Genomic DNA, 22,491 nt, shown 5'->3' with positions numbered 1-22,491 from the left:
ACTCCGACCGGTGAGCCCGCGGCGCGCGGCCATCGTCGGCGTCTACAACACTCGTCAGGCAAGACGCCTCGATGGATACAGCACCGCCACCCTGACCGCCGAAGCCGCAGCCGGCGCACTGCGCGACGCCGGCCTGACCCTGACCGACGTCGACGGAGTGACCTACGACGGCGGTGCCACGTCCCTGATCTACGACCTCCGGCTGGGTCCCGCCTGGCAGGGCGCCCAGTTCGGGCTGCCCGCCATCACGGAAGCGGCCCACGCCATCGAGGCCGGCGAAACAGATGTGGTCCTGATCGTCGCTGCGGCCACCGGCATCTACACCGACCGCGCGGCCACGGCACCGTGGACGCGGCCGGAGAACGAGTGGGTCGCCCCGTTCGGGCTCTTCACTGCCGCTGAATTCGCCTTGATCGCCCGCCGTCACATGACGACCTACGGGACCACGCCGGAGCAACTGGCCGCGGTTGCGGCGACCATCCGCAACAACGGCCATCACAATCCCGAAGCCGTCTACTTTGGACGCGGACCGTTCAAGCCCGCCGACGTGCTCGCCTCCCGCATGGTGGCCGACCCGTTCCACCTGCTCGACTGCTCGATGACGTCGGAGGGGGGCTGCGCGCTCGTGCTGGCGAGCACCGACCGGCTGCCCGACATCCCTGCGAAGCCCGTCTTCATCCTCGGCAGCAGCGCCGACCACTTCGGCCCGGCGTACCGGTATCCGCCGAGCTGGGATCTCGCGGGCCGGCGCGGTGGCCCGGTCAACGGCGAGGTCGGCCGGCGAGCCGCGGACCTGGCCTTCCGCCACGCGGGACTGCGCCGGTCCGATGTGGACGTTCTGGAGCTCTACGACCCGTTCTCCTTCGAGATCATCCGCCAGTTGGAGGCGTTCGGCTTCTGCGGGCCGGGCGAGGGCGGTCCGTTCGTGGCGGACGGCCACATCGGCATCGACGGCAGCCATCCGGTCACCACCGATGGCGGAACGATGTCCTTCAGCCACGCGGGCGCGTCACCCCAGATGTACCAGCGTGTGATCCGCGGTGTTCAGCAACTACGCGGAGACGCCGGTCCGTTGCAGGTGCCCGGTGCCGATGTCGCGCTCTGCAGCGGCGGTGGCGCGGGAGCCCTGTTCACCTCTGTCATGCTGCTCGGATCGGAGGTTACGCAATGAGCACACTCCTCGTTCCGCAGCGCGGCGAGCTGCCGCATCCCGTACCGCGGGCCCTAAGCGCCCCGTTCTGGAAGCAGTGCGCTCAGGGGAAGCTCGTGTTCCAACGCTGTTCCTCGTGCCGCTGGGCCTGCTTCCCCCCGGCGGAAGTGTGCCGCAACTGCCTTGGCACGGACCTGAAGTGGGAGACGAGTTCCGGCCGTGGCACCCTCTACAGCTGGACCGTGGTGTACCGCCCGGTGACACCGGCCTTCGAAGCCCCGTATGCGCCCGCGATCGTCGACATGGAAGAGGGCTACCAGTTCCTCACCAACCTCATCGGGATCGCGCCGGAGGACATCCGGCCCGGAATGGCGGTAACGGCCGAATTCCACGAGGTGGGCTCCGGTCTGCACCTGCCGTACTTCCGGCCCGTGTGAGCCTGCTCGCGTCAGTACCCGCGCACGCCACGACCGGGGCAGTTCCTCCACGAACTGCCTCTTGGTGTAACCCGTGCATGGCTTGCCCTGGGCGCTCCGAAGCCGCAAGGCGGACTTCGCCGCAGAGCGGCGGCCCTCAGCCCTGGGCCTGGTGGTCCAGCTCCGCCTCCGGGCCCTGGTCCGGGCGGTAACACGCTTTCAGCAGCCCGGCCGCTGCGGCGCCACCCAGTGCCGCGGCGATCAGCGCCTGCGCCGGACCGTCGCTGCGGCGGCCCAGCATGCCGTCGAGCGAGAACCGCCCGTGACCGAGAGCAGCAAGCGCCAGGGCGGCGCCAGCGACGACTCCGGTGTACTCCCAGCCACCCTTGAAGACGAAGAATCCCTTGCCGCGGTGGTCGGTACGTGCGGCCACGGCCATCAGTCCGACGGCCGCAGCGGCCGGAAGGGGGTTGGCCAGGCCGAGCGCGAGTCCGGCCCCGGCTGCTATCTCCGTACCGGCGGCCATCCGTGCGTGGATCGCGGCAGGGCGCAGGCCCAGGGACTCGAACCAGCCTGTGGTGCCCTTCAGTCCGCCCGGCCCGGCGACCTTGTTCCAGCCGTGCGCGAACAGCATCGGCCCCAGTGCGGCGCGCAGTACGAGGGCCGCGGTGTCCCGGACGGCCGGACTGGCGGCGGTTCGGGAGCGGGTCGTCACGGTCATGGCTAGCTCCTCCTCGGTGGCGGAATGGGCTCGGGCAGAGGCCTGCGGTCGACTGGCCACGCCGGCGACCGAGGGCCGGCCGCGGCGGTCAGGACCGCTCGGCGATCCGCCATCGCACGGTTTCGCCTGGTTCTTCGTGTACCAGCCCGCGCCGTGCCAGAGCGCGCAGATGGGCAAAGGCCTCGCCCACGGCAGCCTGCTGCGTGAAGCCTTCCATCCCTCCCCAGGGGCGCGACCAGTGCATGTGCGCGGCCACGTCCCAGGCGACCTCCGCCCCGGCCTCCAACGCCGCCAGGACCTCCTCGAAGCGCTGGTCGTGATGGCGCCGCAGATCGGCGAGCCGACCCTCGAGGTCCGTGAACCGCCGCTCGTGGGCGGGCAACGCCTCGGACGCACCCCACCCGTTGAGACGGTCGAGCGAGCGGAGGAAGTCCCCGAGCGTGTCGGCCCCCTCATCGCGGGGCGGGGGCACGTTGGGCGTGATCCGTGGCAGTACATGGTCGCCGGTGAGCATCAGGCGGTGGCGGGGCTCCCAGAAGCACAGGTGACCTGGGGAGTGACCCGGGGTCCAGATCGCGGACAGCTCCCACCCGGGCACGGCAGGCCGGTCACCGTCCTCCAACAGCACATCGGGCTTCGGCATGTCGCGCCGCGGATCCAGAGCACGCAGCCGCCGGTGCTGACGGTCGAGTACATCCTGCGGCGCCCCGGCGCGGCGGAGCATGGCAAGGCCGAGCGGATCCGGGTCGGCTTTCTCCAACACGGGAATGACGGCCGCGTCGGCGGGGTGGAGGGAGATCCATGCGCCGGACGCCTCACGGACACGCCCTGCGAGCCCGTAGTGATCGGGGTGGATGTGCGTGACCAGGACTCCCTGGACGTCCTGCATACGGGTGCCGATGCCGGCCAGCCCCGACGCAAGGGCGTCGTACGCCTCGTCGGTGTCCCAGCCCGCATCGACGAGGTACGGTCCGGCGTCGGTTTCGAAGACGTACACCAAGACGTAGCGCAGCGAGGTGTTGGGGAGCGGCACGGGGATGCTCCACACTCCGGGACGCACCTGGCTGACCGGCGGCAGCGGCCGGTTCGGGTGCCCGGTGGGAGCGGTGCCCCCTGAATCGGGCACGTGCGGGGCGGGGCTCGTCATGACGTCCTCCTCGGACGTGACTGCGGCTGGTTCACGGGCCGCGGATAGTGAAATGACTATGGTTGACCACAGCACTCTGGCGGCCCGGTGGGCGCTGCAGGTGCCAGGCGCCCGCAGGTCTCACCAACGGCCCGCGCACGAGCCGAGGAGCCCTGGCCGTGCACGGGCGACCCGTCACTCCCGATTCGATGCCGAGGCATCGTCAATCGAGTTCATCCGTAACCCCGTTCCCGTGTCTGGAACAGCAGCGCTCGGTGCCGACCGAGAAAACCACTGTAGCTACAGGCACGTTGCCTGCAGGTGTGACTCCGCGCACAAACGGCTGGTCTGATCCCGGCGCTACTCACGACCTCAGCGAACAGATCCGCGAGGAGTAGTCATACGGACGTTGTCGGCCACCTGGGTGCGGGTGTCCTGTCCCTTCGGGTCACACGAGGTTCGAGCCCACCTCGGATATACAATATGCATGTAGTCAAAGGGAGCTGGTCCGGGAAAGTCAATCAGGCCGCCAGAAGCCCCCGGGACTTCAGGAGCGACACGACACTCACCGCTTCGGTCCGCAGTATCTCGGCGTACTCCGCTTCCGCCGTCAGCCCGTCGCCGGCTTTGATGGCACGCAGCACCGCCCGCAGGCCCTTCTTGTGAATCCGAACGGCTCCGGCAACCTCTTCGAAGTACTTTCCCGACACGATGCTGATGGCCATGACGCGTGACATCGCGGCGATCCGCCGCGACCGCGCCATGACGAGCAACTGACGGTTGAATTCGAGGTTGATCTCCCAGAGCTCATCCGGGTTGTCGGTAGCCTGGAACGCGCGGTTCAGTTCTGTCAGAGCCTTCACTCCGACCGGAGTTCCGCGCTCGGCGGCACGCCGAGCGGCAAATCCGTAGAGCATGCCGAGGAACTCGTAGTGGTCCAGGACGGTGTTCTCATCCAGACCGTTGACAAACGCCCCACGGTGGGCTTCCGTTGTCACCCACCCCTCGCGGTCGAGGGCGATGACAGCCTCGCGGACCGGCACCCTGCTCACTCTCAAGGCGGCAGCGATGTCATCCTGGGGGACCCGTTCCCCGGCGCGGAGCTCGTTGTTGAAGATCATACGCCGGATGTGCTCAGCAACCTGCTGGGCACTCGTGGGGCGTGACAGTCCACCGGAGTCGCCGATATCGAATCTGGGGCCGTGCTGTGCGACCGACCGAGTAGCGATCACGACCTCCTGGGCCTCGTGTGGATCCGGGCAAATCCCGGGCTTAGTAAAATATATCATTCGTCGCAGCTCACGCAGCACAGGAATCCACACGCGCCGCCTGGCCGAGCCGACTCGGCCGCCATGCGGTCGATGGCACGGCCGCCTTGCCTGGCATCGCTGGGTGTGTGGCGGCGCGCTCACGGTGGCAGTGGCTTGAACGGCCGCTCCGTCCACCACGGGTAGAACGAGGGCATGTCCGTACTGACCCGGCCGGGGAAACGTGCAGGCCGTTTCTCCAGGAAGGCGGTGATGCCTTCCTTGACGTCCTCCGACCGCCCGCGTTCGTACATCGCCCTGGAATCGAGCTCGTGAGCCCGCATCGGGTCACTGGCTCCCAGCATCCGCCACAACATCTGCCGGGTCAGCGCCACAGCGACCGGGGCGGTCGCGTCCGCCATCTCCCGGGCCAGCGCACATGCGGCCGGCAGCAGCTCCTCCGGTTCGTGCACCGAGCGGATCAACCCGGCCTCGAGCGCCTCCGCGGCACCGAACACCCGCCCCGTGACAGCCCACTCCATCGCGCGGCTGATGCCGACAACGCGCGGCAGGAACCAGCTCGACGCCGCCTCGGGAACGAGCCCGATCCGCCCGAAGGTGTACCCGAACCGCGCCCGGCTCGAAGCAAGCCGGACGTCGGTGGGGAGCAGAACCGTCGCGCCGAAGCCTACCGCCGCGCCGTTCACGGCGGAGATCGTCGGCTTCAACGACGCGAAGATCCGCATCGCGATCTTTCCGCCGAAGTCGCGATGGTTCGTGCCGTCAGGGTAGTCAAACCGCGATGGCCCACCTTCGGCGAGGTCGGCGCCTGCGCAGAATGCCTTGCCCGACCCGGTGAGGACGACTACGCGCACATCGTCGTCGGCATCGGCCCGGTCGAAGGCGTCGAGCAACTCCTGCCCCATCAGTGGGGTGTACGCGTTGAGCCGCTCCGGGCGGTGCAACGTGAGCGTCAACACGCCGTCGACCACCTCGTACCTGACATGCCGGTACTCCCGCCCCATCACGGGTCCACGTAGAGGTCGATGGTGGGGTGGTCGCCACCCCCGTACCGACTCAGATCCGTGACCCCGCTCTCGGCGAGCACTTCGGCGTCGATCAGAGTACGGCCGCTCCGCGCCGACGGCGCGGTCGAGAGCACCTCGATCGCGGCGTCGGCCATGATCTGCGGGCTCCGTGAGCGAGCGGCTGCCCCCTGGCCGCCCAGCAGGTTGACGACCACCGCGGTCGCGATCCGGGTCTGGGGCCAGAGGCAGTTCGCGGCGATGCCCGCTTCCGCGAACTCGGCAGCCCAGCCGAGCGTCAGCAAGGTCATCCCGTACTTCGACAGCGTGTAGGCCGGGAAGCGGCCCAGCCAGTGGGGTGCGAGATTGATCGGTGGCGAGAGTGTGAGCACATGCGCGTGATCGGACCGTCGCAGGTGCGGCAGGCATGCCCGGGTGAGTGCGAACGTGCCGCGCGCGTTGACGTCCTGCATCAGGTCGTAGCGCCTGAGTGACAGCTCCTCGGTGCCGGTTTGGCTGATGGCGCTGGCATTGTTGACGCAGATGTCGATTCCGCCGAATCGGTCCACGGCTGCGTCGACCGCCCGCTGCACGTCCTTCTCCTTGCGCACGTCGCCGACGACGGCGACGGCTTTGCCGCCGGCCTCTTCGATCTCGGCGACCGCAGTGTGCACCGTGCCCGGCAGCCGCGGGTCGGGCCGGTCAGTCTTGGCCAGCAGGACGGCGTTCGCCCCCTGCCGGGCGGCAGCCACGAGGATCGCTGCTCCGATACCCCGGCTGCCGCCCGACATCACGATCGTGCGACCTTGCAGCGTCTGATGGCCCATGTTGCGGCTCCTTGAGGGTCCAGAGGGAGGCCACGTCCGATCCTCGGTGCCGGGCGGAGGGGCTCGACACGGAAAGACAGTCGCATAATTTATATTACGCATGTGGCCCGTGTAACCCCTCGTCGGGCCTTCACGGACCGCTCGTTGGTCCGGTGACTCAGTCGCTGGCGGGGAGTGGCTTGGCGGCCTTGAGGACGAGGTCCTGCTCGCCGTCCGACATAGAGCCTTCACCTCCCATGGTCACGAGTATCTCGACGCTGTCGTCGTCCGGGTGGGTGTAGCGCTTGCCGAGCAACGAGCCCCGCATCTGTTCCGGGACGGGCGTCATTTCTCCCCGACCGGATGCGCCGAGCTCGAGCATGCGGACGCCGCCGCACCACAAAACCACGGGCTTGTTCCCCGCCCGGACGACGATGACTTGGGTGGTGCACACCTGACTCTTGAGCCGCATACCGGCGCGTAGACCGACGGCTTCATCGCTCATGACCAACTCCTTGACGCTGTGTCAACTGATCCGTTTCGCCGCGGCTACGCTGCGGGGGCGTTGGCGAGGAGTGCCTCGTTGGGGTTGTCGGGCAGTTCGGTCAGCGGGCGCACGACCTCAGCCACGGTGGGCCCCAGTTCGGCGGCGCGCGGACCCAGTGCGTCCAGGTCGAAGCCGTACACCTGGGCGGCGTTCTCGGCCAGGACCTTGCGCACGTCGGCCTCGGGCCAGTCGTGGAAGACCTGGCGCAGGGCGAGGGTGGTGTAGGGGTAGGTTCCCTCGTCGTGGGGATAGTCGCTGCCCCACATGAACTTGTCCACACCGAGGACCTCGCGTGCGGCTCGGACGTCGGCGACCTTGGGGAAGCTGACGCCGAGCCAGACGTTCTGCCGGAAGTACTCGGTGGCCGACTTCGGCAGGACATGCTCCGGCTTGAACCGCAGTTCCCCGACGGCGCCGTTGTCCCGCACCGACTTCAGGATGCCGTCCAGCTGGTTCAGCAGAGGAGGCAGCCAGGCGCTGCCCTGCTCGGTCATCACGAGCTTCAGGCGCGGGAAGCGCTCGAAGACCCCGGACAGCATGAGGAACAGTAGCGGCCTGCGGGAGTAGTGGGCGACCTCGGAGAGCATGATCAGCGCCGAGGAGGGGTGGGGCGCGTAGGCGGGAGCGCCGGTGCCGCCGTGCACGTTGACCGGCACCTCCAGCTCCTCGCACACCGCCCACAGGCGGTCGTAGTCGGGATGGTTGAGCGGCTTGATCCAGTCCACGTCCGGGGGGATGGTCGGCAGCAGGACTCCGCCGCGCAGGTTGTGCTCCTTGATCCAGCGGACGTCGGCGATGGCGTCGTCGATGTCGTTTAGGAAGATCTGCCCGATGCCGGCCCGGCGCTCGGGTGCACGGTTGCAGAAGTCCGCCAGCCAGCGGTTGTGGGCCCGAATGCCGGCCAGGCGGCGCGGGTACTCGTCCGCCTTCGGGGGCCGGGCAAACAGGACGAAGCTGGGGAAGAACGGCGGAACGGTGTTGGGGAAGATGACCTCCCCGACGACCCCGTCGGAGTCCTGCTGGGAGTTGCGCATCTCGTCGTCCCAATTGCGGTAGCGCCGGGCGTCGCCGAGGTCGCTGAAAGGGTTCTTGTACTTGCCACGCCAGGCGTCGAACTCCTCGTGCCACTGCCGGTCGAGGTACTCCCGGTACATGGCGTGGCTGCCGCCGGCATGGGTGTCCGAGGAGATCACCGTGTAGCGGTCCTCGGGCCGGAATGTGGTCATGAATCCTCCGTGGATGGCGTAGGGGATGGTGCGTTCGTAGAAGCCCTCCGGTTGCGGGCCGGTCGCGCTCATCGGGGCGACCAGCGCTGCGGAGCACAGCTGTGGGGGCCCGTGCAGATCAGCCGCGGGGCAGGCCAAGGATCCGTTCGGCGATCACGTTGAGCTGGATTTCAGCCGTGCCGCCGCCGATGAGCTGCGGAGGCACCGACAGATAGCCGTGCGTGGCGGCGCCGCCGGGTCCGGTCGCCGCGGCGGCGTACGGGCCGTGCCAGCGCATGACCTCGGCGGAAACGTGCTGGTGGTGCCAGCCGACAGCGACCTTGAGCACGCTGGCCTCCGCGCCGGGCCGCAGCCCGGAGAGTTGCCGCAGCGTGGCGCGCAGGCCCAGCGCCGACAGTGCGTAGCGTTCTGCCATCAGCTCCCCGAGGGAGCGCTCCACCTCGGCCGCGTCTGCCATGACCTGCGGCGAGGTGGACATGGCCACAGGATCGGCGCCGGTGCCGATCATCCCGCCCATACTCACGCGCTCGTTGCCAAGCGTGGTGCGTGCCATGGCCCAGCCCTCGTTGACCGCGCCGACCAGCCGGTCGTCCGGGACGAACACGTCGGTGAGGAAAACCTCGTTGAACAGGTAACCCCCGTTGGCCTCCCGCAGCGGCCGGACTTCCAGACCGGGGGCGTGCATGTCGACCAGGAAGCAGGAGATCCCCTTGTGCTTCGGCGCGGCCGGGTCGGTGCGGGCCAGGCAGATGCCCCAGTGCGCCTCGGCCGCACTGGACGTCCACACCTTCTGGCCGTTCAGCCGCCAGCCGCCGTCGGTCTTCTCCGCCCGGGTGGACAGCGAGGCCAGGTCCGAACCCGCGCCCGGCTCGCTGAACAGCTGGCACCAGGTGATGTCCCCGCGCAATGTGGCCGGCACGAAGAACTGCTTCTGCTCGTCCGTGCCATGGGCGAGGATCGTCGGCAGAACCCATTCTCCGATGATGGTCTTCGGCTGTTCGACTCCCGCCTTGGCGTACTCCTGGGCGATGACGATCTGCTGTGCCGGGCTTGCGTCGATGCCGTACGGGGCCGGGTAGTGCGGCAGCACCAGGCCCAGCGTCGACAGTCGTGGCCGGCGTTGCTCCTCGGGCAGCGTCGCGACCTCCTCGAGCTGCGCAGCGATCCGCGCGCGGAACGCGGCGTCGTCGTGGGTCAGGGCGACGTCGAACGAGCGGCCGGCGGTGCGGGCGAGCCGCCCCAGCCGCCGCTGCCAGCGGCTCACGGGACCGAGCAGGCTCTCCATCGTCATGGCGCGGCGCCAGAAGAAGTGGACGTCGTGCTCCCAGGTGTAGCCGATCCCGCCGAGCAGGGTGATGGTGTCCAGTGCGAGGTCGTTCGCGCCGGGCAGGCAGACCACCGCGGCCTCCGCGGCGGCCAAGGCGAACTGCTCCTCGGCGTCAGGCCCGTCGGCCTCCGCCGCCCGAGCGGCGTCCCAGGCGGCAGCGGCCATCGTCTCCAGACGGATGAAGAGCCGGGCGCACTTGTGCTTGATCGCCTGGTACGACCCGACCGGGCGCCCGAACTGCTCGCGCACCTTCACGTACTCCAGCCCCGTCTCCACGCACCAGCGAGCGAGGCCGACCGCCTCGGCGGCACACAGGGCGGCAGCCATCGACCGGACGGTGGACGGGTCCACGGGCACTATGCCGGCAGCGGGGACGACGACGTCGGTCGCGGTGAAGCGGGCGAGATCGCGGGTGAGGTCCACCGCCGGGAGTGGCTCGACGGCCAGGCCGTCGGCGGTGGCGAGGTCCACGGCGAAGACCACTTGGCCGTACTCGTGCCGGGCCATGAGCAGTACGACGTCGGCGCGCGCCCCGCCCAGCACCGGCACGGACGTGCCGTTGACCCGGTAGCCGCCGGGGACCCGGGCGGCCACCATTCCGTCCGGGGACAGGGCGACGGCGCCACGCGCCCCGACCCCGAACCGGTCCCTCAGCGCGGGGACCGCTGCGCCGCGGTTGCCTGGTGACTCATCACTTGATGTGGCGTCGGATCGGGTGAGTGGACAGGAACGGGCAAGAATCGCGCTCGCGATGGCGGTCGGCAATAACGCCCCCGGGGTCAGGCCCCGCGCGGCCTCCTCCACGACGACGGCCAGGTCCCCCACGCCGCCACCGCCTCCGCCCGCGTTCTCCGGCAGGTGCACGGTGGCGAATCCCTGCTCCACCAGGGCCGCCCACAGGCTGTCCTCGTGCTGCCGCGCCCCTCGGACGGCATCCGAGTCGCCGCTCGCTGTATCACGGTCTGCCGGCCCGGCCGCCAGGTCCACCGCCGTGCGGGTGCGCGACCTGGGGGCGTGGCGCGAGGCGAACCCCGCGACCGACTCCGCCAGCGCGGCCTGTTCCTGGTTCAGTGCTATCGACATGTCGCCTCCTCGTGACCGCTGCCCGTCTGGTGCGCTTCCGTCCGCATCAGCGGTCAAGTTTGAGGACGCGGGCTGCGTTCTCGTAGAGGAACTTGGGCCAGACCTCGTCGCGGAACGGCACGTTGGGCATGTCGGTCATGATCCGTTCCAGGGACAGGCCCATGGGGAAATAGCCCGCGTAGATGATCTTGTCCGCGCCGCGGGTGTTGGCGAAATCGATGACCTTCTGCGGGTAGTACTTCGGTGCGAAGGCCGAAGTGGAGTAGTACAGGTTCGGCCACTTCAGCAGCAGCTTGACCGCGAGCTCCTCCCACGGCTCACAGCCGTGGCGAGTGACGAACACCAAGTCGGGGAAGTCGTACATCACCTCGTCGATGTACTCCACCCGCTGCGGTTCGAACTTCAACCGAGGGCCGGGTACGCCGGCGCAGCAGAAGATCGGGATACCCAGCTCCACGCAGGTCGCGTACACCGGGTACATCTTCTTGTCGTTGATCGCGACCTGCGGGAAGGTGCCGGCAGGGAAGGCGCCGACGGCCCGGATGCCGTATTCCTCGTAGTCGCGCTTGATCTGCCGGACCGTCTCGACTACCTGGTTCGGATCGTCCACGTTGCCGGAGGGGATGAACCGGTCGGGGTGGCGTTTCAGGGCCAGCTGCGCACTTTCCCCGGTGACGCCGATGAGCGCTTTCTCGATGCTCCAGCGGTCCATCTCGTGCAGCGTGACGCTGACCGGGTCCTCGGTGGGCAGCTCCTTCGGCACGTGCTTGAACATGTACTCCGCAGGAAACTGGAACTCCTGCTGGGATTGCCGGTCTTTGGTCTGCTTGCGGATGAAGTCGTACTGCTCGAAGCCGACGGTGGGGAACCCCATCATCGTGTCGATGATCGGCTGGCCGTGCGGGAAGGTCATGACAACTCCGCTGGTTGTGTTCGGCGCCCGACAGGCGATCGGCTGCGCGTGCGGGCGTCGGGATCAGACGGGCAGCCGTCGACTCCGACCCGTGTCACCGCGGCCGTCTGTCCGGGCACGGCCATGTGAGCCCGATATTGAAACCGCGTTTCAAAGATGTCAAGACCTTGGTGCGGCATCCTTGGCCTGCGATGCGGCCAGGACATCGCTATATGAGCAGGTCAGAGTGTCAGTACGGTCGAGGATGGTAGAGGCTACGGACTCACCCAGCACAGCAGCCGAGTAGCAGAACGACCTAGAACGAGCTTTCAGATAGGATTAGGCCGTGCCCAAACCTGAGACGCTGCCTCTGCCTGTGGAGAGCATGACGCCGCGCCAGATCGCCAGGCGCCAACTGTTGACCGACGCGGTGATCTCGCTCGTCGACGAGATCGGGCCGGAGAACGTCCAGATGCGGAATGTGGCGGAGCGTTCGGGGGTGGCGCTCGGCACCGCCTACCGTTACTTCGCCTCCAAGGACCACATGTTGGCGGCGGCCTGGGCGGACTGGCACCGTCGCCTGACCGACCGGGTCCACGCGGAGTTGGCGCGCCAGCGCTCGCGAGCCCGTCGCGAGGTAGGGGCATTGGACCGTGTGCTGTCCTTCTTCCGCCGTGAGGTGCGCTCGTTCCAGCGCCATCCGAATTTCGCCCGGCTGGTCGTGTTGGTCCAAGGGTCGTCCGACCCTTTCGCGAGCGAGGCGCTGGCCACGGTGGCGAGTTCCCAGGATGAGGTGCTTGTGGAGTTGATGGAGGGCGTTCCCGAGGAGATCGCCCTACCCGCGCGGGTGGCCATCAATGCGGTGCTCAGTACCGGCCTGCAGGAGTGGACCACCGGGCGGCGCACCATCGGTGACGTGCAGACCAACCTGGAGTCGGTGACCCGGCTGGTCCTCGGGTCGGGTGCGCTGCGAGGCGGCGGTTCCGCCGGGCAGGAAGTCCGATGAGACCGGGCGCCTGAGTTGGGTCCTGCCCCCCTCCTCCCAGGTCCGTCGGGTTCTTCTGCAGATTTCGGCCTACCCAGATATCACAGCTAAGATAGAAATCATTGGCTAACCAGGCCGCGAGCGGAAGAGCTCGACGGAACAGGAGACGAGATGCGACAGCTGCGCCAGCCCCGGTTGGCCGAGATGGTGGCGGCCAAGCTGCGTGAGGACATCCTCACGGGACGGCTCAAGGAAGGTGACAGCATTCCGCGGCAGGAGGACCTGTACGCGGAATTCAAGGTCAGCCTGCCGGCGGTGCGCGAGGCCATGCGCATCCTGGAGACCGAGGGCCTGATCTCGGTGAGACGAGGGAATGTGGGCGGTGCGGTGGTGCACCAGCCCACCGCCGACCGCATCGCCTACATGGTCAGCATGGTGCTGCAGACCCGCAACACGTCTCTGAGCGACGTCAGCGGCGCACTGCTTCAGTTGGAGCCGGTGTGCGCGGCCATGTGTGCGGCCCGAGATGACCGCGAGACCGCTGTGCTGCCGGCTCTGCGCGCCGCTGTGGAAGCGCAGAAGGCCGCATTCGACGACCCCGGTCAGTACTCGCCGCTCGCCCGCCGGTTCCATGAGGAGTTGGTCTCGCTCTGCGGCAACGACACGATGATCGTGCTCATCGGTTCGCTCGAGTCCATCTGGTCCTCGCACGAGTCCGCCGTCTGGGGTGCGGTGGCGGGGCGCGAGGCAGACGCCGGCTCCCCCATGTCCGCCGCCACGCGCAGGGCCGCGATCCGCGACCACGAGAAGCTGATCACGGCCATCGAGGCGGGCAACACGAGCCGGGCCATGACGCTGGCCTCGACCCATCTCGCGGCCACCCGGGCGAGCACCCTGGCCTCTGGGACCGCCCAGCTGATCAAAGCCAGTGCAGTGGGCGGCTCCCAGCCCGTGGCCTGAGAGGACGTCACGGTTTGCTCGTTCGTGGCTAATCGATTACGGGTGCGACCGAACATACCTTTGCACTCACAGACAAGCTGCGTGACGCGTTTGACCGGCAGGAGCCACGTGATGCACGTGATCTGCGGAACCTACAGCAGTTCCGCGACGCGATCGTCGTGCAGGGCGGGAGTGCCCAGGATCTCCCGGCTCGACAGGGCGCGCTTGTAGTAAAGGTGGGCGTCGTGCTCCCAGGTGAAGCCGAGGCCGCCGTGCAGTTGGATGGTGGCGCCGGTCACCTGGGCGTAGGCGTCGGAGCAGAAGCTCTTGGCCACGCTCACCGCGAGCGCGCGCTCGCGCACATCCCCACCGGACGCCGCGCGCACGGCCTGGCCGGCGGCGGAACGGGCCAGTTCAACCTTGATGAGCATGTCGGCCAGGCGCTGTTTGACCGCCTGGAAGCTGCCGATCGGGCGGGCGAACTGGATGCGGGTCCGGGCGTGCTCGGCGGTCATGTCCAGGCAGTGCTGAGCGCCACCGACCTGCTCCGCCGTCAGCAGGGCGGTGGCCGCGTCCCATGCGGCCTCCAGACTCGGCCTCGCCTGCTCACCCGGTTCGGCGACAGGAGTAGCGCGGGCACGGTCAGCGGTGACGCGGGCGAGCCGCCGGGTGAGATCGAGGCCGGCGAGCGGAGTGCGGCGGGTCCCTTCGCCCTCCAAGACGAAGACTCCGGGTCCGGCGTCGGTGTCGGCGATGGCCAGCAGCAGGTCGGCGCCGGCGCCGTCCACGACGTGAGGGTAGGTGCCTGTCAGCCGCCAGCCGTCGTCGTCACGAACGGCCCGCGGAGCTGTTCCGGCGGCGCCGCGAAATGCGGCGAACGCGACCGTCGCGGTGTTCTCCCCGGAGCTGAGCCGGGGCAACCAGTGCTTCTTGGCCTCCTCATCGGCGACGGCGACGAGCAGCGGCGCGGCCAGGGCGCAGGTGGCGAACAGGGGCAGACAGGCGAGGGCGGAGCCGGCGGCCTCGAAGACGACGGCCAGGTCCTCCAGGGCGCCGCCGCTTCCTCCGTACTCCTCGGGCACGGCCAGGCCCGGGATGCCGATCTCGCGAGCCAGCCGTCGCCAGACGGCGGGGTTGTGGCCCAGCGGATCGGTCATCAGCCGGCGGACCTCGGTCATCGGGCACAGGTCGGCCAGGGCGGCGGTGATGGCCTTGCCGAAGTCGTCGGTACTGTCGGTCATCGGACGGCTCCCTTCTCGCGCGCGGTGGCGATCTCCTGGGCTGTCAGCCCGAGTTCGGCGAGCTGCCGGGTGGCGAACGGGCCGACCACTGCCTGTTCCAAAGCGACGACGGTGATGCCGTCGAGGGGGCGGGGCATCAGTCTCGCCCGGAGAAGACGGTGACCGCGGCGTCCATGGCCTCCTCCAGGCTCGTGCCGGGCTGATCGGGCAGCCGTACCGGGCCGTGCTCGCGGCTGGGCAGCAGCACGGTGGCCTTGCCGGTGGTGGTGGTCTCGCCGCGCTGGTTGACGGCCGTCAGGTCGAGGTCGGCGGCCGGGCGGCCGCCCTCGTCGCGGTGCAGCCGGGTGACGGTACCGGAGAGGTACTGCGCGTCGCCGACGTAGTTGAACTTGCGGAACTCCACGCGCAGCCACCGCAGCCAGGCATCGTCGCCCATCCAGTCGGTGAGCAGGTGGATCAGCCAGGTCTCCCGCATCCGGCCGTAGTCGTAAGTGGTCGGCAGCCCGGCCTTGTGGGCGTAGGCCGGGTCCCAGTGAACGCGCTGCATGACGTCGGGGATGCCGAGCGCGTCGGGCTCGTAGAAGCGCGGTATGCGCCTGCGATTGGCCCGCGCGAGGTCGAGGGCGGCGACGCCGTAGATACCCATGCCCATGCCGACGTGCCAGCAGATCATGTCGGTGACGGTCAGTGGGCCCTTGATCATCGTCCCGGTGGAGTCGCCGACGGAGAGATCCTCGAACCAGCGTGGCTCAGCGCCTCGGCGGGTGTGCGCCTCTCCGGCAGCGTCGATCTCCGCGATCTCCTCCGGGCCCCACGTCTGGGCCTGGACGCTCTCCTTCTTGCGTTTACGGGCCTTCTCGCGCTCGGTGCGCACCATGCAGCGGTACTGGCCACCCACCAGCACGCCGTCGTCGGTACGGAAGAGTTGCGCCTCCCACTCGTACACGGCCCGGCCGCCGAACTGGCTGGGCTTGTCGTGTACGGCGACCAGGGCGTTGCGCCGGCTGAGGGAGTGACCGGGAGTCAGCGGGGCCCACCAGTCGCGCTCGGCGGCGGCGTAGAAGGCGTGCACACCCCGCAGCGGGTCGCCTTTGAGCGCCTTCGCGGCCTCACGCTCGGTCCCTGACAGTACGTCGGTACCGATCAGGCTGTCACCGCCGACCAGCGGCGGCGGTGCGATCAGGCCGCCCCACCTGCTCTTGGCCGCGTAGTCCGGTTCGCTCCATAGGGGGTTGTCGTCCCCGTAGCAGCGGGCGACGTTGCGGAACGCGTCCTCGCCCGGCCGACGGTAGTGCGGGGGAACGGGATTGGGATGGGGGATACCGATACGGGCGCGCAGTGCCGCCACACCCTCGTCAGTGATCAGGCCAGCTACCATGGCCGCCATTCTATTATCTTTGCTATCCTTATATCTATGGAGGGGCCGCAAGTGAGTGTTTGCAATGAGGTCGGGTGGCCGGTCTTCGACCGCCCGGGTCACGGCAACGCAGGATCGACGCCGCCGAAGCCTTGAGACTCGGCCCGGCCACGATGTCCTCCCGCCAACCAACTGGAGTCCGCGGCCCCGAAACCCGGCGAGACGAGCGTGCGCGCCGCTCCACCATCCGCCCAGGCACCCCGCAAATATTCCTGTGGAACGCATTGGAGGTCCGTCGTGGCAGCGGATTCTGACGAAGAATCACCGGAGCCCAAGATCACAGCAGAGCGAGCTGCGGCCGAGGTACGGGCCTGGGTGACGGCCAACGTGCCGCCCTCCTGGCGGGAGGCAGCAGAGCGCGGTGGCCCCGCCGAGGTGCGCACCGTACGCACCCCCGAGGAGTACCGCGCCTGGTATCCGGTCTTCGGTGCCTCCGGCCTGGTCGCCCCCACCTGGCCCACGGAATACGGCGGCCGGGGCTGGAGCGTGCCGGCCGCCCGCGCCGCCGAGCATGCGCTGCGCACCTACCACCTGCCCCGACTTAACCCGCTCGGCCTCAGCCTCACCGCGGCCGCCCTGTTCGCCCACGGCACCCTCGAGCAGCGCCGGCGCTTCCTGCCGCCGATCACCCGCGCCGAGGAGATCTGGTGCCAGTTGTTCAGCGAGCCCGGCTCGGGCAGCGACCTGGCGTCTCTGTCCACCCGGGCCGAACGCGACGGCGCCAACTGGATCATCAATGGGCAGAAAGTGTGGACCACTTGGGCCGACCGCGCCGACTACGCCGTCCTGCTCGCCCGCACCGACCCCGACGCCCCCAAGCACCAGGGCCTCACCTACTTCCTCATCGACATGCACCAGCCCGGCATTCGGGTGCGCCCGCTGCGCCACATGGGCGGAGCCGTTGAGTTCTTCCAGGTCTTCATCGACGACGCCGTCGTCCCGGACGCCCAGCGGGTCGGAGACTGCGGCGCCGGCTGGAAGGTCGCACAGGCCACCCTGGGCGGAGAGCGCCAGATGGTGTCGGGCGCGGGCTCCGGCGGCGTGGACCGGATCGGTGGCGGCAGCGCCGAGCGCCTCGTCGGCCTGGCGCGCAAGCGCTCGGCCGACGGACTGCCGGGCGGCTGGGACGAACCCGAGGTACGCCGCGAGGTCGTCCGGCTGTGGGGCGAGGAGCAGATCCGCCGCTGGACCAACGAGCGCATCCGCGACAGCGCCGCCGTCGGCCGCCCGATCGGTCCGGCCAGTTCCATCAACAAGGTGCACGGCTCCGAGCTCAACCAGCGCATCCAGGAGATGGCCGTCAAACTGCTCGGCCCTGACGCTCTGGCCTGGGAGGGCGATCTGGACGACTACGCGTCCGGCATGCCCGACGAGATCCGCGGCCTCCTGCGCAGCCGGGCCAACACTATCGAGGGCGGCACCAGCGAGATCAACCGCAACCTCATCGCCGAGCGCGTCCTCGGTATGCCCAAGGAGCCCGACCCCTGGCGCGGCCGGCCGTGGCGGGAACTGCCCCGCGGATAAGCAGCCGCGTGGACAGGGTCGCGACGTGGCGACCCTGTCCACGCGGCATCCAAGGCGAACCCCGGGCGCCGGCCGCGTGCCGCGTGTCCACGGCCGGCTCCCCGAATCCTCCCCTGCCTCCGAACTCACGCCCGGCCATCGGCTAGGCGCGCGGGCCGGTCGCCCATTCTGTTCGGAACTCCGAGGGCGGTCTGGGGCCCCACGCTCCCCTCGCGCCGCGGGGCCCCAGACCGCCCTCATTCGCTGTAGCGCACCAACCAGCGTGCTGCACAGACCGGCTTCGAGCCGAGGGCTGGCATGCCGGGCCCGGTGTGTACACCACCAGCGTGGCGATGTTCTCCGGCGCACGCGGCTCGAACCGAACCGGTCCTCCGCAAGCTCCCCGCTCCACCGCGGCAGATCCTCGGCCATCCGGGTCAGCGCCGCCCGCGCCACCGCGTTGGCCCTCATCCCGTAACGCCCCAGCTCCTGCGCGGCAGCGCCCGTCAAAGCCGCGATGCCGCCCTCGCGCCGTAACTCCCCTGCCCCGGATTGCCATACACCAGCGACACCGCGACGGAGTGGAGGTGCCGTCCGGGGTCGTCGTCGGCGCCCCTGCCGACGATGTTCCGAGAGTGACAGCCCGGTGATCATTCACGCTCGGCGAGGTCGGCCTTGACCTGACGCCGGATGATCTTCCCGGTGGGGGTCATCGGCAACTCGGCGACCAGGTGCAACCGTTGAGGTGTCTTCAGCGAACCCAACCGCCCGCGCAGCCATTCGGCCAGGTCGCTGTCGCGTGCGGCCTCGCCGGGGTGCAGCACGACGGCGGCTGCGATCCGCTCGCCCCACTCCGGGTCGGGCAGGCCCACGACGCAGACGGCAGCCACGGCCGGGTGGCGCAGCAGGGTGTCCTCGATCTCGCCCGGGCCGATGTTCTCGCCGCCGCGGATGATGGTGTCGTCACCACGTCCATGCACGAACAGGTAGCCGGCGTCGTCGAGGGTGGCCAGGTCGCCGGTGGCAAACCAACCGTCGGCGTCGGTGGCGGCGCCGGAGCCGGCCGCGGCGACCTGCGGCCCGCGCAACAGCAGCTCGCCGCGCATCCCCGGCTTGACCTCGGCGCCTGTCTCATCCTGGATGCGTACCTCGATGCCGGGAACAGGGCGGCCCACCGACCCCAGGCGGGCCCGGGCAGCCGCGTCCCCCTGGTGTGCCGCGCGGTGGTCGTCGGGGCCGAGCACCGCGATAGTGGAGCTGGTCTCGGTCAACCCGTAGGCGTTGACGAAGCCTGCGTCGGGGAACAGCTCCAGGGCGCGCTCCAGCACAGGTAAAGGCATACGGGCTCCCCCGTAAGCGAGGTGGCCGAGGGTCGGGACCCGCAGGGACGGGTCGGCTTCCATCGCCTCGACGATGCGGGCCAGCATGGTGGGCACCAGGAACGCATGGGTGATCGCGTGGCGCCGGGCGGCAGCCAGCCACGCCTCGGCGGTGAAAGCCGGGAGGGTGACGATGGTGCGGCCGCAGTACACCGAGCTCAGAACGGCGGAGACTCCGGCGATATGGAAGGGCGGGACGGCGAGCAGCAGCCCCTCGTCCTCGCCCGCGCTGCCGAACTCGACTGTGCCGAGGATGTAGGCGATCAGGTTGTCGTGGCTCAGCTTGATCGCCTTGGGCTGCGCGGAGGTGCCGCTGGTGAACAGCAGGATCGCCGGGGCCTGGGGTTCGAGGGGACCGTCGGGGACGCCGGGGGCGGCGAGCAGGCCGGCCAGCCAGTCGTCCAGCGGGGTGACCGGGTGCGCCCCGGCTTCGGTCGCAGTGGCGAGATCCTGGGTGCGGGCCACGGCCCGGGCGGGCAGGGTGCGGGCGATGAGCGCGGACAGCGAGGCCGCAGGCAGGCGGTGGTTGAGCGGGGCGTACACGGTGCCTGCATAGGCTGCGCCGAAGAGCGCCACCGGCGCGGCAGGGTGGGTGGGACCCAGGTAGGCCAGTGCTGCGCCCGGCGCGGCAGCCCGCAGGTCGGCGGCGACAGCGGCGGCGGTGGACCGCAGCCGGGCGTAGTCGAGTGTCAGGCCGTCAGGCTCGGCGGACCGTAGTGCAGTCCGGTGCCCGAATCCGTCGGTGGCCATGTCCAGCAGCATCGCGATGTTCACAGGCAGTTCTCCAGATGTCGAGCAGGTACCGGTCTCGGACCAGTGGCAGGTCGAACCGAGAGCGTCGTCGGTGGCCGCGTCGTCGGTGGCCTAGAGGCCCCCGTCGTCAGTCTGAGGCGGGCAGGTGCATCGGCTGGGCGATGTCCATCGGTGCGCTGTCTGTCATGTGCCACGCCCCGGGTACGGCCCGTTCCGCCAGTCCCCCGACACCGAGCGGCGTATGATCCGCCAGCCCTGCTCCGTGCACACCACCTCGTCGTGGTAGCGGACGCCCACCACGAGGTTGTCAGGATGATCGGCTCCGGCCGTATCACCCTGGAAGTGGTAGGCAACCGCGTACGTCTCGACTTGTCCGGACCGGCAGCCCTCGTCGACGTCGGCGAGCTGGTTGCCCATGAAGTGCATGGTCACGGGGAAGCACTCGACTCCCGGGCGCAGTCGCGCCAGGTACTCGTCCACGGGCAGGGCATCACGGGTTCCGGCCACAAAGGCGCCGTCCGCGAAGCAGGAGCGGACCAGCTGCCAGTCGCGCCGGTCGACGCCCCGCGCGTACAGCATCGGCAGCCTGCGGACGCACCGTTCTGCCCAGAGCAGCTCCGTGTGATCGGCTGCCAGCCGACTCCGGCGGTAGGTCATCGCGGCGCTCCCCCGGACTCGAGCGCGCCGGTGTCCTCAAGCCAGGCCAGGGTGCGGCGCAGGCCCTCCTCGAGGCGCAGCGGGGTGTGGCCGAGCCGGGCTCGGGTGAGCGTGTCGGTGTAGTAGGGCTCGGGGAACCGGCGGTGGGCCAGGGCCACCAGGCTGGGGCCGTTGGCACGCTGCAACTGCGGGTCGGCGTCCAGTTCCTTGGCAGTGAGGTCGACGACGCGGTGGTCGGAGCCCGCCAGTTCGCAGGCGCGGTTGAGGAACTGCGCTGTGCTGCATACGTCGTCGGGGGAAGCGAACGCCAGGTACTTCTCGCCTGCGATCCCGCGGTCAAGGGCGGCGACGGTCACTGCGGCCACGTCGTCTGCGTACGACCACGGGATCGGGAAGTACACGGTCGCCGCGATGGCCCGCTCGAGCGCCAGCTTGATGCGCAGGTTGTAGCTGGGCGCCTGCATGGCTCGGCCGGATACCGGCGACGGCCCGAAGGTGCCGCCGGGAATGACCACACAGGCGTCCTGGCCGTCGCGGGCGCGACGCATCAACTCGACGAACGCTGCGCGCTTGGAGACGGTGTACGGGTCGCTCGGCGGATCGTCGAGCAGCGGTGAGTCCTCGGTCAGAGGTGCGGTGGTGTAGTCGAAATAGGTGGTGGTGCCGAGCGCGACAGTGCGACGGCAGCCGACCGCGGCCGCCGCGTCGAGTACGTGCCGCAGACCGAGGGTGTTGACGCGGGCGTGTTCCTCCAGGTCCTGGGAGGCACCGCCGAGGACGGCTGCGGAGTGGACGGTGAACTCGGCGTCCTTTGCGGCGGCCAGAACCTCCTCGCCGCTAGTGATGTCGCCTTCCACAGGGACCACGCCCAGTTCACGCAACGGCTCGTACGCGCTGCCCGGGCGGACCAGGGCGCGTACCTCGTCGCCGCGCTCCCGCAGGCGACGGCAGATGTTGGCGCCGATCAGACCGGTCCCACCAGTGATGAACACAGTGGCCACGACGAGCCCCTCCTCAGCGTCTGCCGGGCGCTGCGCCCGGCATCATAGAAGCCTTATGGGCGATCTTTGTCACGATTGCGGGTGACAGCTGCACCGACGGCCACGGTGGCGCAGCCTCGTGGGCCATGAGACCGACCTCAGGTGCGGAAGCCGCCGAAGCCACCGCGAAAGAACAGCAAGGGTCGGCCTTCGCGCGGAGCGTCGAGGTCCTCCACGCGACCGACGACGATCTGGTGGTCTCCGCCCTCGTACACGACGTCGATGACACAGTCGATCCATGCGAGCGAGCCGTCCACGAGAGGCATCCCGGAGGGACTGGGCCGCCAGCCGACGCCTTTGAACTTGTCGCCCCCGCTGACGGCGAAGTCGCGGCACAGCTGCTCCTGCTCGGCGCCGAGTACGTTCACGCAGAATCGGCCGGATGCCTGGATACGCGGCCAAGTCGTGGACGTACGCCCCACGGAGAAGGCGACCAGTGCCGGCTCCAGGGACAGCGACTGGAAGGACTGGCAGGCGAAGCCGACGGGAGCGCCGTCATCGATCGACGTGATGACCGTGACGCCGCTGCAGAAGTGCCCCAAGACCCGACGAAACTCTGCAGAGTCGACGACCGGTGCGAGGCTGGGCTGCGCTGCCGTACGCGGCGACACAGCCGTCACCGCTCCCTTGCCCCACGCCGTCCCGTGTCCGCGCATTCTCCATCGACCGCTGCCGAACACCTCGCCCACCGCGCCTGATCTTCACCCATCGCCCTTTCCGCCTTCCTCGTTTTCCAGCGAATCGTCTCCATGGAACCCTGCCCGTAGTATTGCCATCTTTTAAAGGATAGCAATACTAGCTCTACCGGGCGACGGCAGTTGAGGTCGGCGCGAAGGCGAACGGGAGAACCGGCAGAGGTGCCGCGACCGGATGGCACTCCTCGGACCGTCAGGAGGGCAAGGCAGCATGGACTTCGGACTGTTCGTGCAGGGGTACGTTCCCAAGATGCGGGCCGAGGGCGATCCGCTCGCCGAGCACCACGCACTCCTCAACGAGGCACGCGCATCCACA

General features: G+C 69.2%; 21 protein-coding genes. 5 read left to right on the top strand and 16 right to left on the bottom strand.

What is annotated here, in order from left to right; translation table 11 throughout:
* Nucleotides 1-10: 10 nt before the first annotated feature.
* Together ABT009_RS25030 and ABT009_RS25025 are read left to right on the top strand one after the other, a co-directional pair.
* Complete coding sequence (locus tag ABT009_RS25030) at nucleotides 11-1,171, top strand: thiolase family protein (protein WP_351299003.1); 1,161 nt, start codon at nucleotides 11-13, stop codon at nucleotides 1,169-1,171.
* The gene (locus ABT009_RS25025) at nucleotides 1,168-1,587 is read left to right on the top strand and encodes a Zn-ribbon domain-containing OB-fold protein (RefSeq protein WP_351299000.1); all 420 of its coding nucleotides are present in this window, start codon (nucleotides 1,168-1,170) and stop codon (nucleotides 1,585-1,587) included. The genes ABT009_RS25030 and ABT009_RS25025 overlap by 4 nt, the downstream gene beginning before the upstream one ends.
* Nucleotides 1,588-1,723: 136 nt before the next feature.
* On the opposite strand, the gene ABT009_RS25020 is transcribed toward ABT009_RS25025, so the two are convergent.
* The 9 genes from ABT009_RS25020 to ABT009_RS24980 form a co-directional block, all read right to left on the bottom strand.
* Nucleotides 1,724-2,287, bottom strand: coding sequence for a DoxX family protein (locus ABT009_RS25020; RefSeq protein ID WP_351298997.1), 564 nt, complete (start codon nucleotides 2,285-2,287; stop codon nucleotides 1,724-1,726).
* Between the two features lie 88 nt (nucleotides 2,288-2,375).
* Nucleotides 2,376-3,434, bottom strand: coding sequence for an MBL fold metallo-hydrolase (locus ABT009_RS25015; protein ID WP_351298993.1), 1,059 nt, complete (start codon nucleotides 3,432-3,434; stop codon nucleotides 2,376-2,378).
* A gap of 500 nt (nucleotides 3,435-3,934) precedes the next feature.
* Nucleotides 3,935-4,702, bottom strand: a complete 768-nt coding sequence (locus tag ABT009_RS25010; protein WP_351299345.1) for a GntR family transcriptional regulator — start codon at nucleotides 4,700-4,702, stop codon at nucleotides 3,935-3,937.
* Nucleotides 4,703-4,821: 119 nt separating this feature from the next.
* The gene (locus ABT009_RS25005) at nucleotides 4,822-5,685 is read right to left on the bottom strand and encodes a crotonase/enoyl-CoA hydratase family protein (protein WP_351298990.1); all 864 of its coding nucleotides are present in this window, start codon (nucleotides 5,683-5,685) and stop codon (nucleotides 4,822-4,824) included.
* The gene (locus tag ABT009_RS25000; protein WP_351298987.1) at nucleotides 5,685-6,512 is read right to left on the bottom strand and encodes an SDR family oxidoreductase; all 828 of its coding nucleotides are present in this window, start codon (nucleotides 6,510-6,512) and stop codon (nucleotides 5,685-5,687) included. Before ABT009_RS25000 ends, ABT009_RS25005 begins: the two co-directional genes overlap by 1 nt.
* Nucleotides 6,513-6,669: 157 nt before the next feature.
* Nucleotides 6,670-6,996, bottom strand: coding sequence for a hypothetical protein (locus ABT009_RS24995; RefSeq protein ID WP_351298984.1), 327 nt, complete (start codon nucleotides 6,994-6,996; stop codon nucleotides 6,670-6,672).
* 44 nt (nucleotides 6,997-7,040) lie between these two features.
* Complete coding sequence (locus tag ABT009_RS24990; protein ID WP_351298981.1) at nucleotides 7,041-8,336, bottom strand: amidohydrolase family protein; 1,296 nt, start codon at nucleotides 8,334-8,336, stop codon at nucleotides 7,041-7,043.
* Between the two features lie 46 nt (nucleotides 8,337-8,382).
* Nucleotides 8,383-10,674: an acyl-CoA dehydrogenase family protein gene (locus ABT009_RS24985; RefSeq protein ID WP_351298978.1), complete on the bottom strand. Its 2,292-nt coding sequence runs from the start codon at nucleotides 10,672-10,674 to the stop codon at nucleotides 8,383-8,385.
* A gap of 46 nt (nucleotides 10,675-10,720) precedes the next feature.
* A complete protein-coding gene (locus tag ABT009_RS24980) occupies nucleotides 10,721-11,587 on the bottom strand; it encodes an amidohydrolase family protein (protein ID WP_351298975.1) in 867 nt (288 codons plus the stop codon).
* Nucleotides 11,588-11,951: 364 nt separating this feature from the next.
* On the opposite strand from ABT009_RS24980, the gene ABT009_RS24975 reads away from it, so the two are divergent.
* Both ABT009_RS24975 and ABT009_RS24970 read left to right on the top strand, forming a co-directional pair.
* Nucleotides 11,952-12,572: a TetR family transcriptional regulator gene (locus ABT009_RS24975; RefSeq protein ID WP_351298972.1), complete on the top strand. Its 621-nt coding sequence runs from the start codon at nucleotides 11,952-11,954 to the stop codon at nucleotides 12,570-12,572.
* A gap of 150 nt (nucleotides 12,573-12,722) precedes the next feature.
* Nucleotides 12,723-13,511, top strand: a complete 789-nt coding sequence (locus ABT009_RS24970) for a FadR/GntR family transcriptional regulator (protein ID WP_351298969.1) — start codon at nucleotides 12,723-12,725, stop codon at nucleotides 13,509-13,511.
* Between the two features lie 131 nt (nucleotides 13,512-13,642).
* Here ABT009_RS24970 and ABT009_RS24965 read toward each other — a convergent pair whose 3' ends face one another.
* From ABT009_RS24965 to ABT009_RS24955, 3 genes are read right to left on the bottom strand one after another with little or no spacing between them, the layout of a single operon-like run.
* Complete coding sequence (locus ABT009_RS24965) at nucleotides 13,643-14,731, bottom strand: acyl-CoA dehydrogenase family protein (RefSeq protein WP_351298966.1); 1,089 nt, start codon at nucleotides 14,729-14,731, stop codon at nucleotides 13,643-13,645.
* A complete protein-coding gene (locus tag ABT009_RS24960; protein ID WP_351299356.1) occupies nucleotides 14,728-14,868 on the bottom strand; it encodes a hypothetical protein in 141 nt (46 codons plus the stop codon). The genes ABT009_RS24965 and ABT009_RS24960 overlap by 4 nt, the downstream gene beginning before the upstream one ends.
* Nucleotides 14,868-16,109, bottom strand: coding sequence for a MaoC family dehydratase (locus ABT009_RS24955; RefSeq protein ID WP_351298963.1), 1,242 nt, complete (start codon nucleotides 16,107-16,109; stop codon nucleotides 14,868-14,870). The genes ABT009_RS24960 and ABT009_RS24955 overlap by 1 nt, the downstream gene beginning before the upstream one ends.
* A 276-nt stretch (nucleotides 16,110-16,385) precedes the next feature.
* Between ABT009_RS24955 and ABT009_RS24950 the strand changes: the two genes are divergently transcribed.
* Nucleotides 16,386-17,672, top strand: coding sequence for an acyl-CoA dehydrogenase family protein (locus ABT009_RS24950; RefSeq protein WP_351298960.1), 1,287 nt, complete (start codon nucleotides 16,386-16,388; stop codon nucleotides 17,670-17,672).
* A gap of 629 nt (nucleotides 17,673-18,301) precedes the next feature.
* On the opposite strand, the gene ABT009_RS24945 is transcribed toward ABT009_RS24950, so the two are convergent.
* The 4 genes from ABT009_RS24945 to ABT009_RS24930 all read right to left on the bottom strand — a co-directional run bounded on the left by ABT009_RS24945 (nucleotide 18,302) and on the right by ABT009_RS24930 (nucleotide 22,136).
* Nucleotides 18,302-19,804, bottom strand: coding sequence for a class I adenylate-forming enzyme family protein (locus ABT009_RS24945; RefSeq protein ID WP_351298957.1), 1,503 nt, complete (start codon nucleotides 19,802-19,804; stop codon nucleotides 18,302-18,304).
* Between the two features lie 162 nt (nucleotides 19,805-19,966).
* Nucleotides 19,967-20,440, bottom strand: a complete 474-nt coding sequence (locus ABT009_RS24940) for a nuclear transport factor 2 family protein (RefSeq protein WP_351298954.1) — start codon at nucleotides 20,438-20,440, stop codon at nucleotides 19,967-19,969.
* Nucleotides 20,437-21,441, bottom strand: a complete 1,005-nt coding sequence (locus tag ABT009_RS24935; RefSeq protein WP_351298951.1) for an NAD-dependent epimerase/dehydratase family protein — start codon at nucleotides 21,439-21,441, stop codon at nucleotides 20,437-20,439. The genes ABT009_RS24940 and ABT009_RS24935 overlap by 4 nt, the downstream gene beginning before the upstream one ends.
* Before the next feature lie 137 nt (nucleotides 21,442-21,578).
* A complete protein-coding gene (locus tag ABT009_RS24930; protein ID WP_502989951.1) occupies nucleotides 21,579-22,136 on the bottom strand; it encodes a flavin reductase family protein in 558 nt (185 codons plus the stop codon).
* Between the last annotated feature and the right edge of the window lie 355 nt (nucleotides 22,137-22,491).

It is taken from the genome of Streptomyces sp. NPDC002896, from assembly GCF_040295225.1.
In the GTDB taxonomy this organism is placed as follows: Bacteria; Actinomycetota; Actinomycetes; order Streptomycetales; family Streptomycetaceae; genus Streptomyces.
Note: the sequence above shows the minus strand (reverse complement) of the source record. Positions and strands in the feature narration are given on the sequence as shown.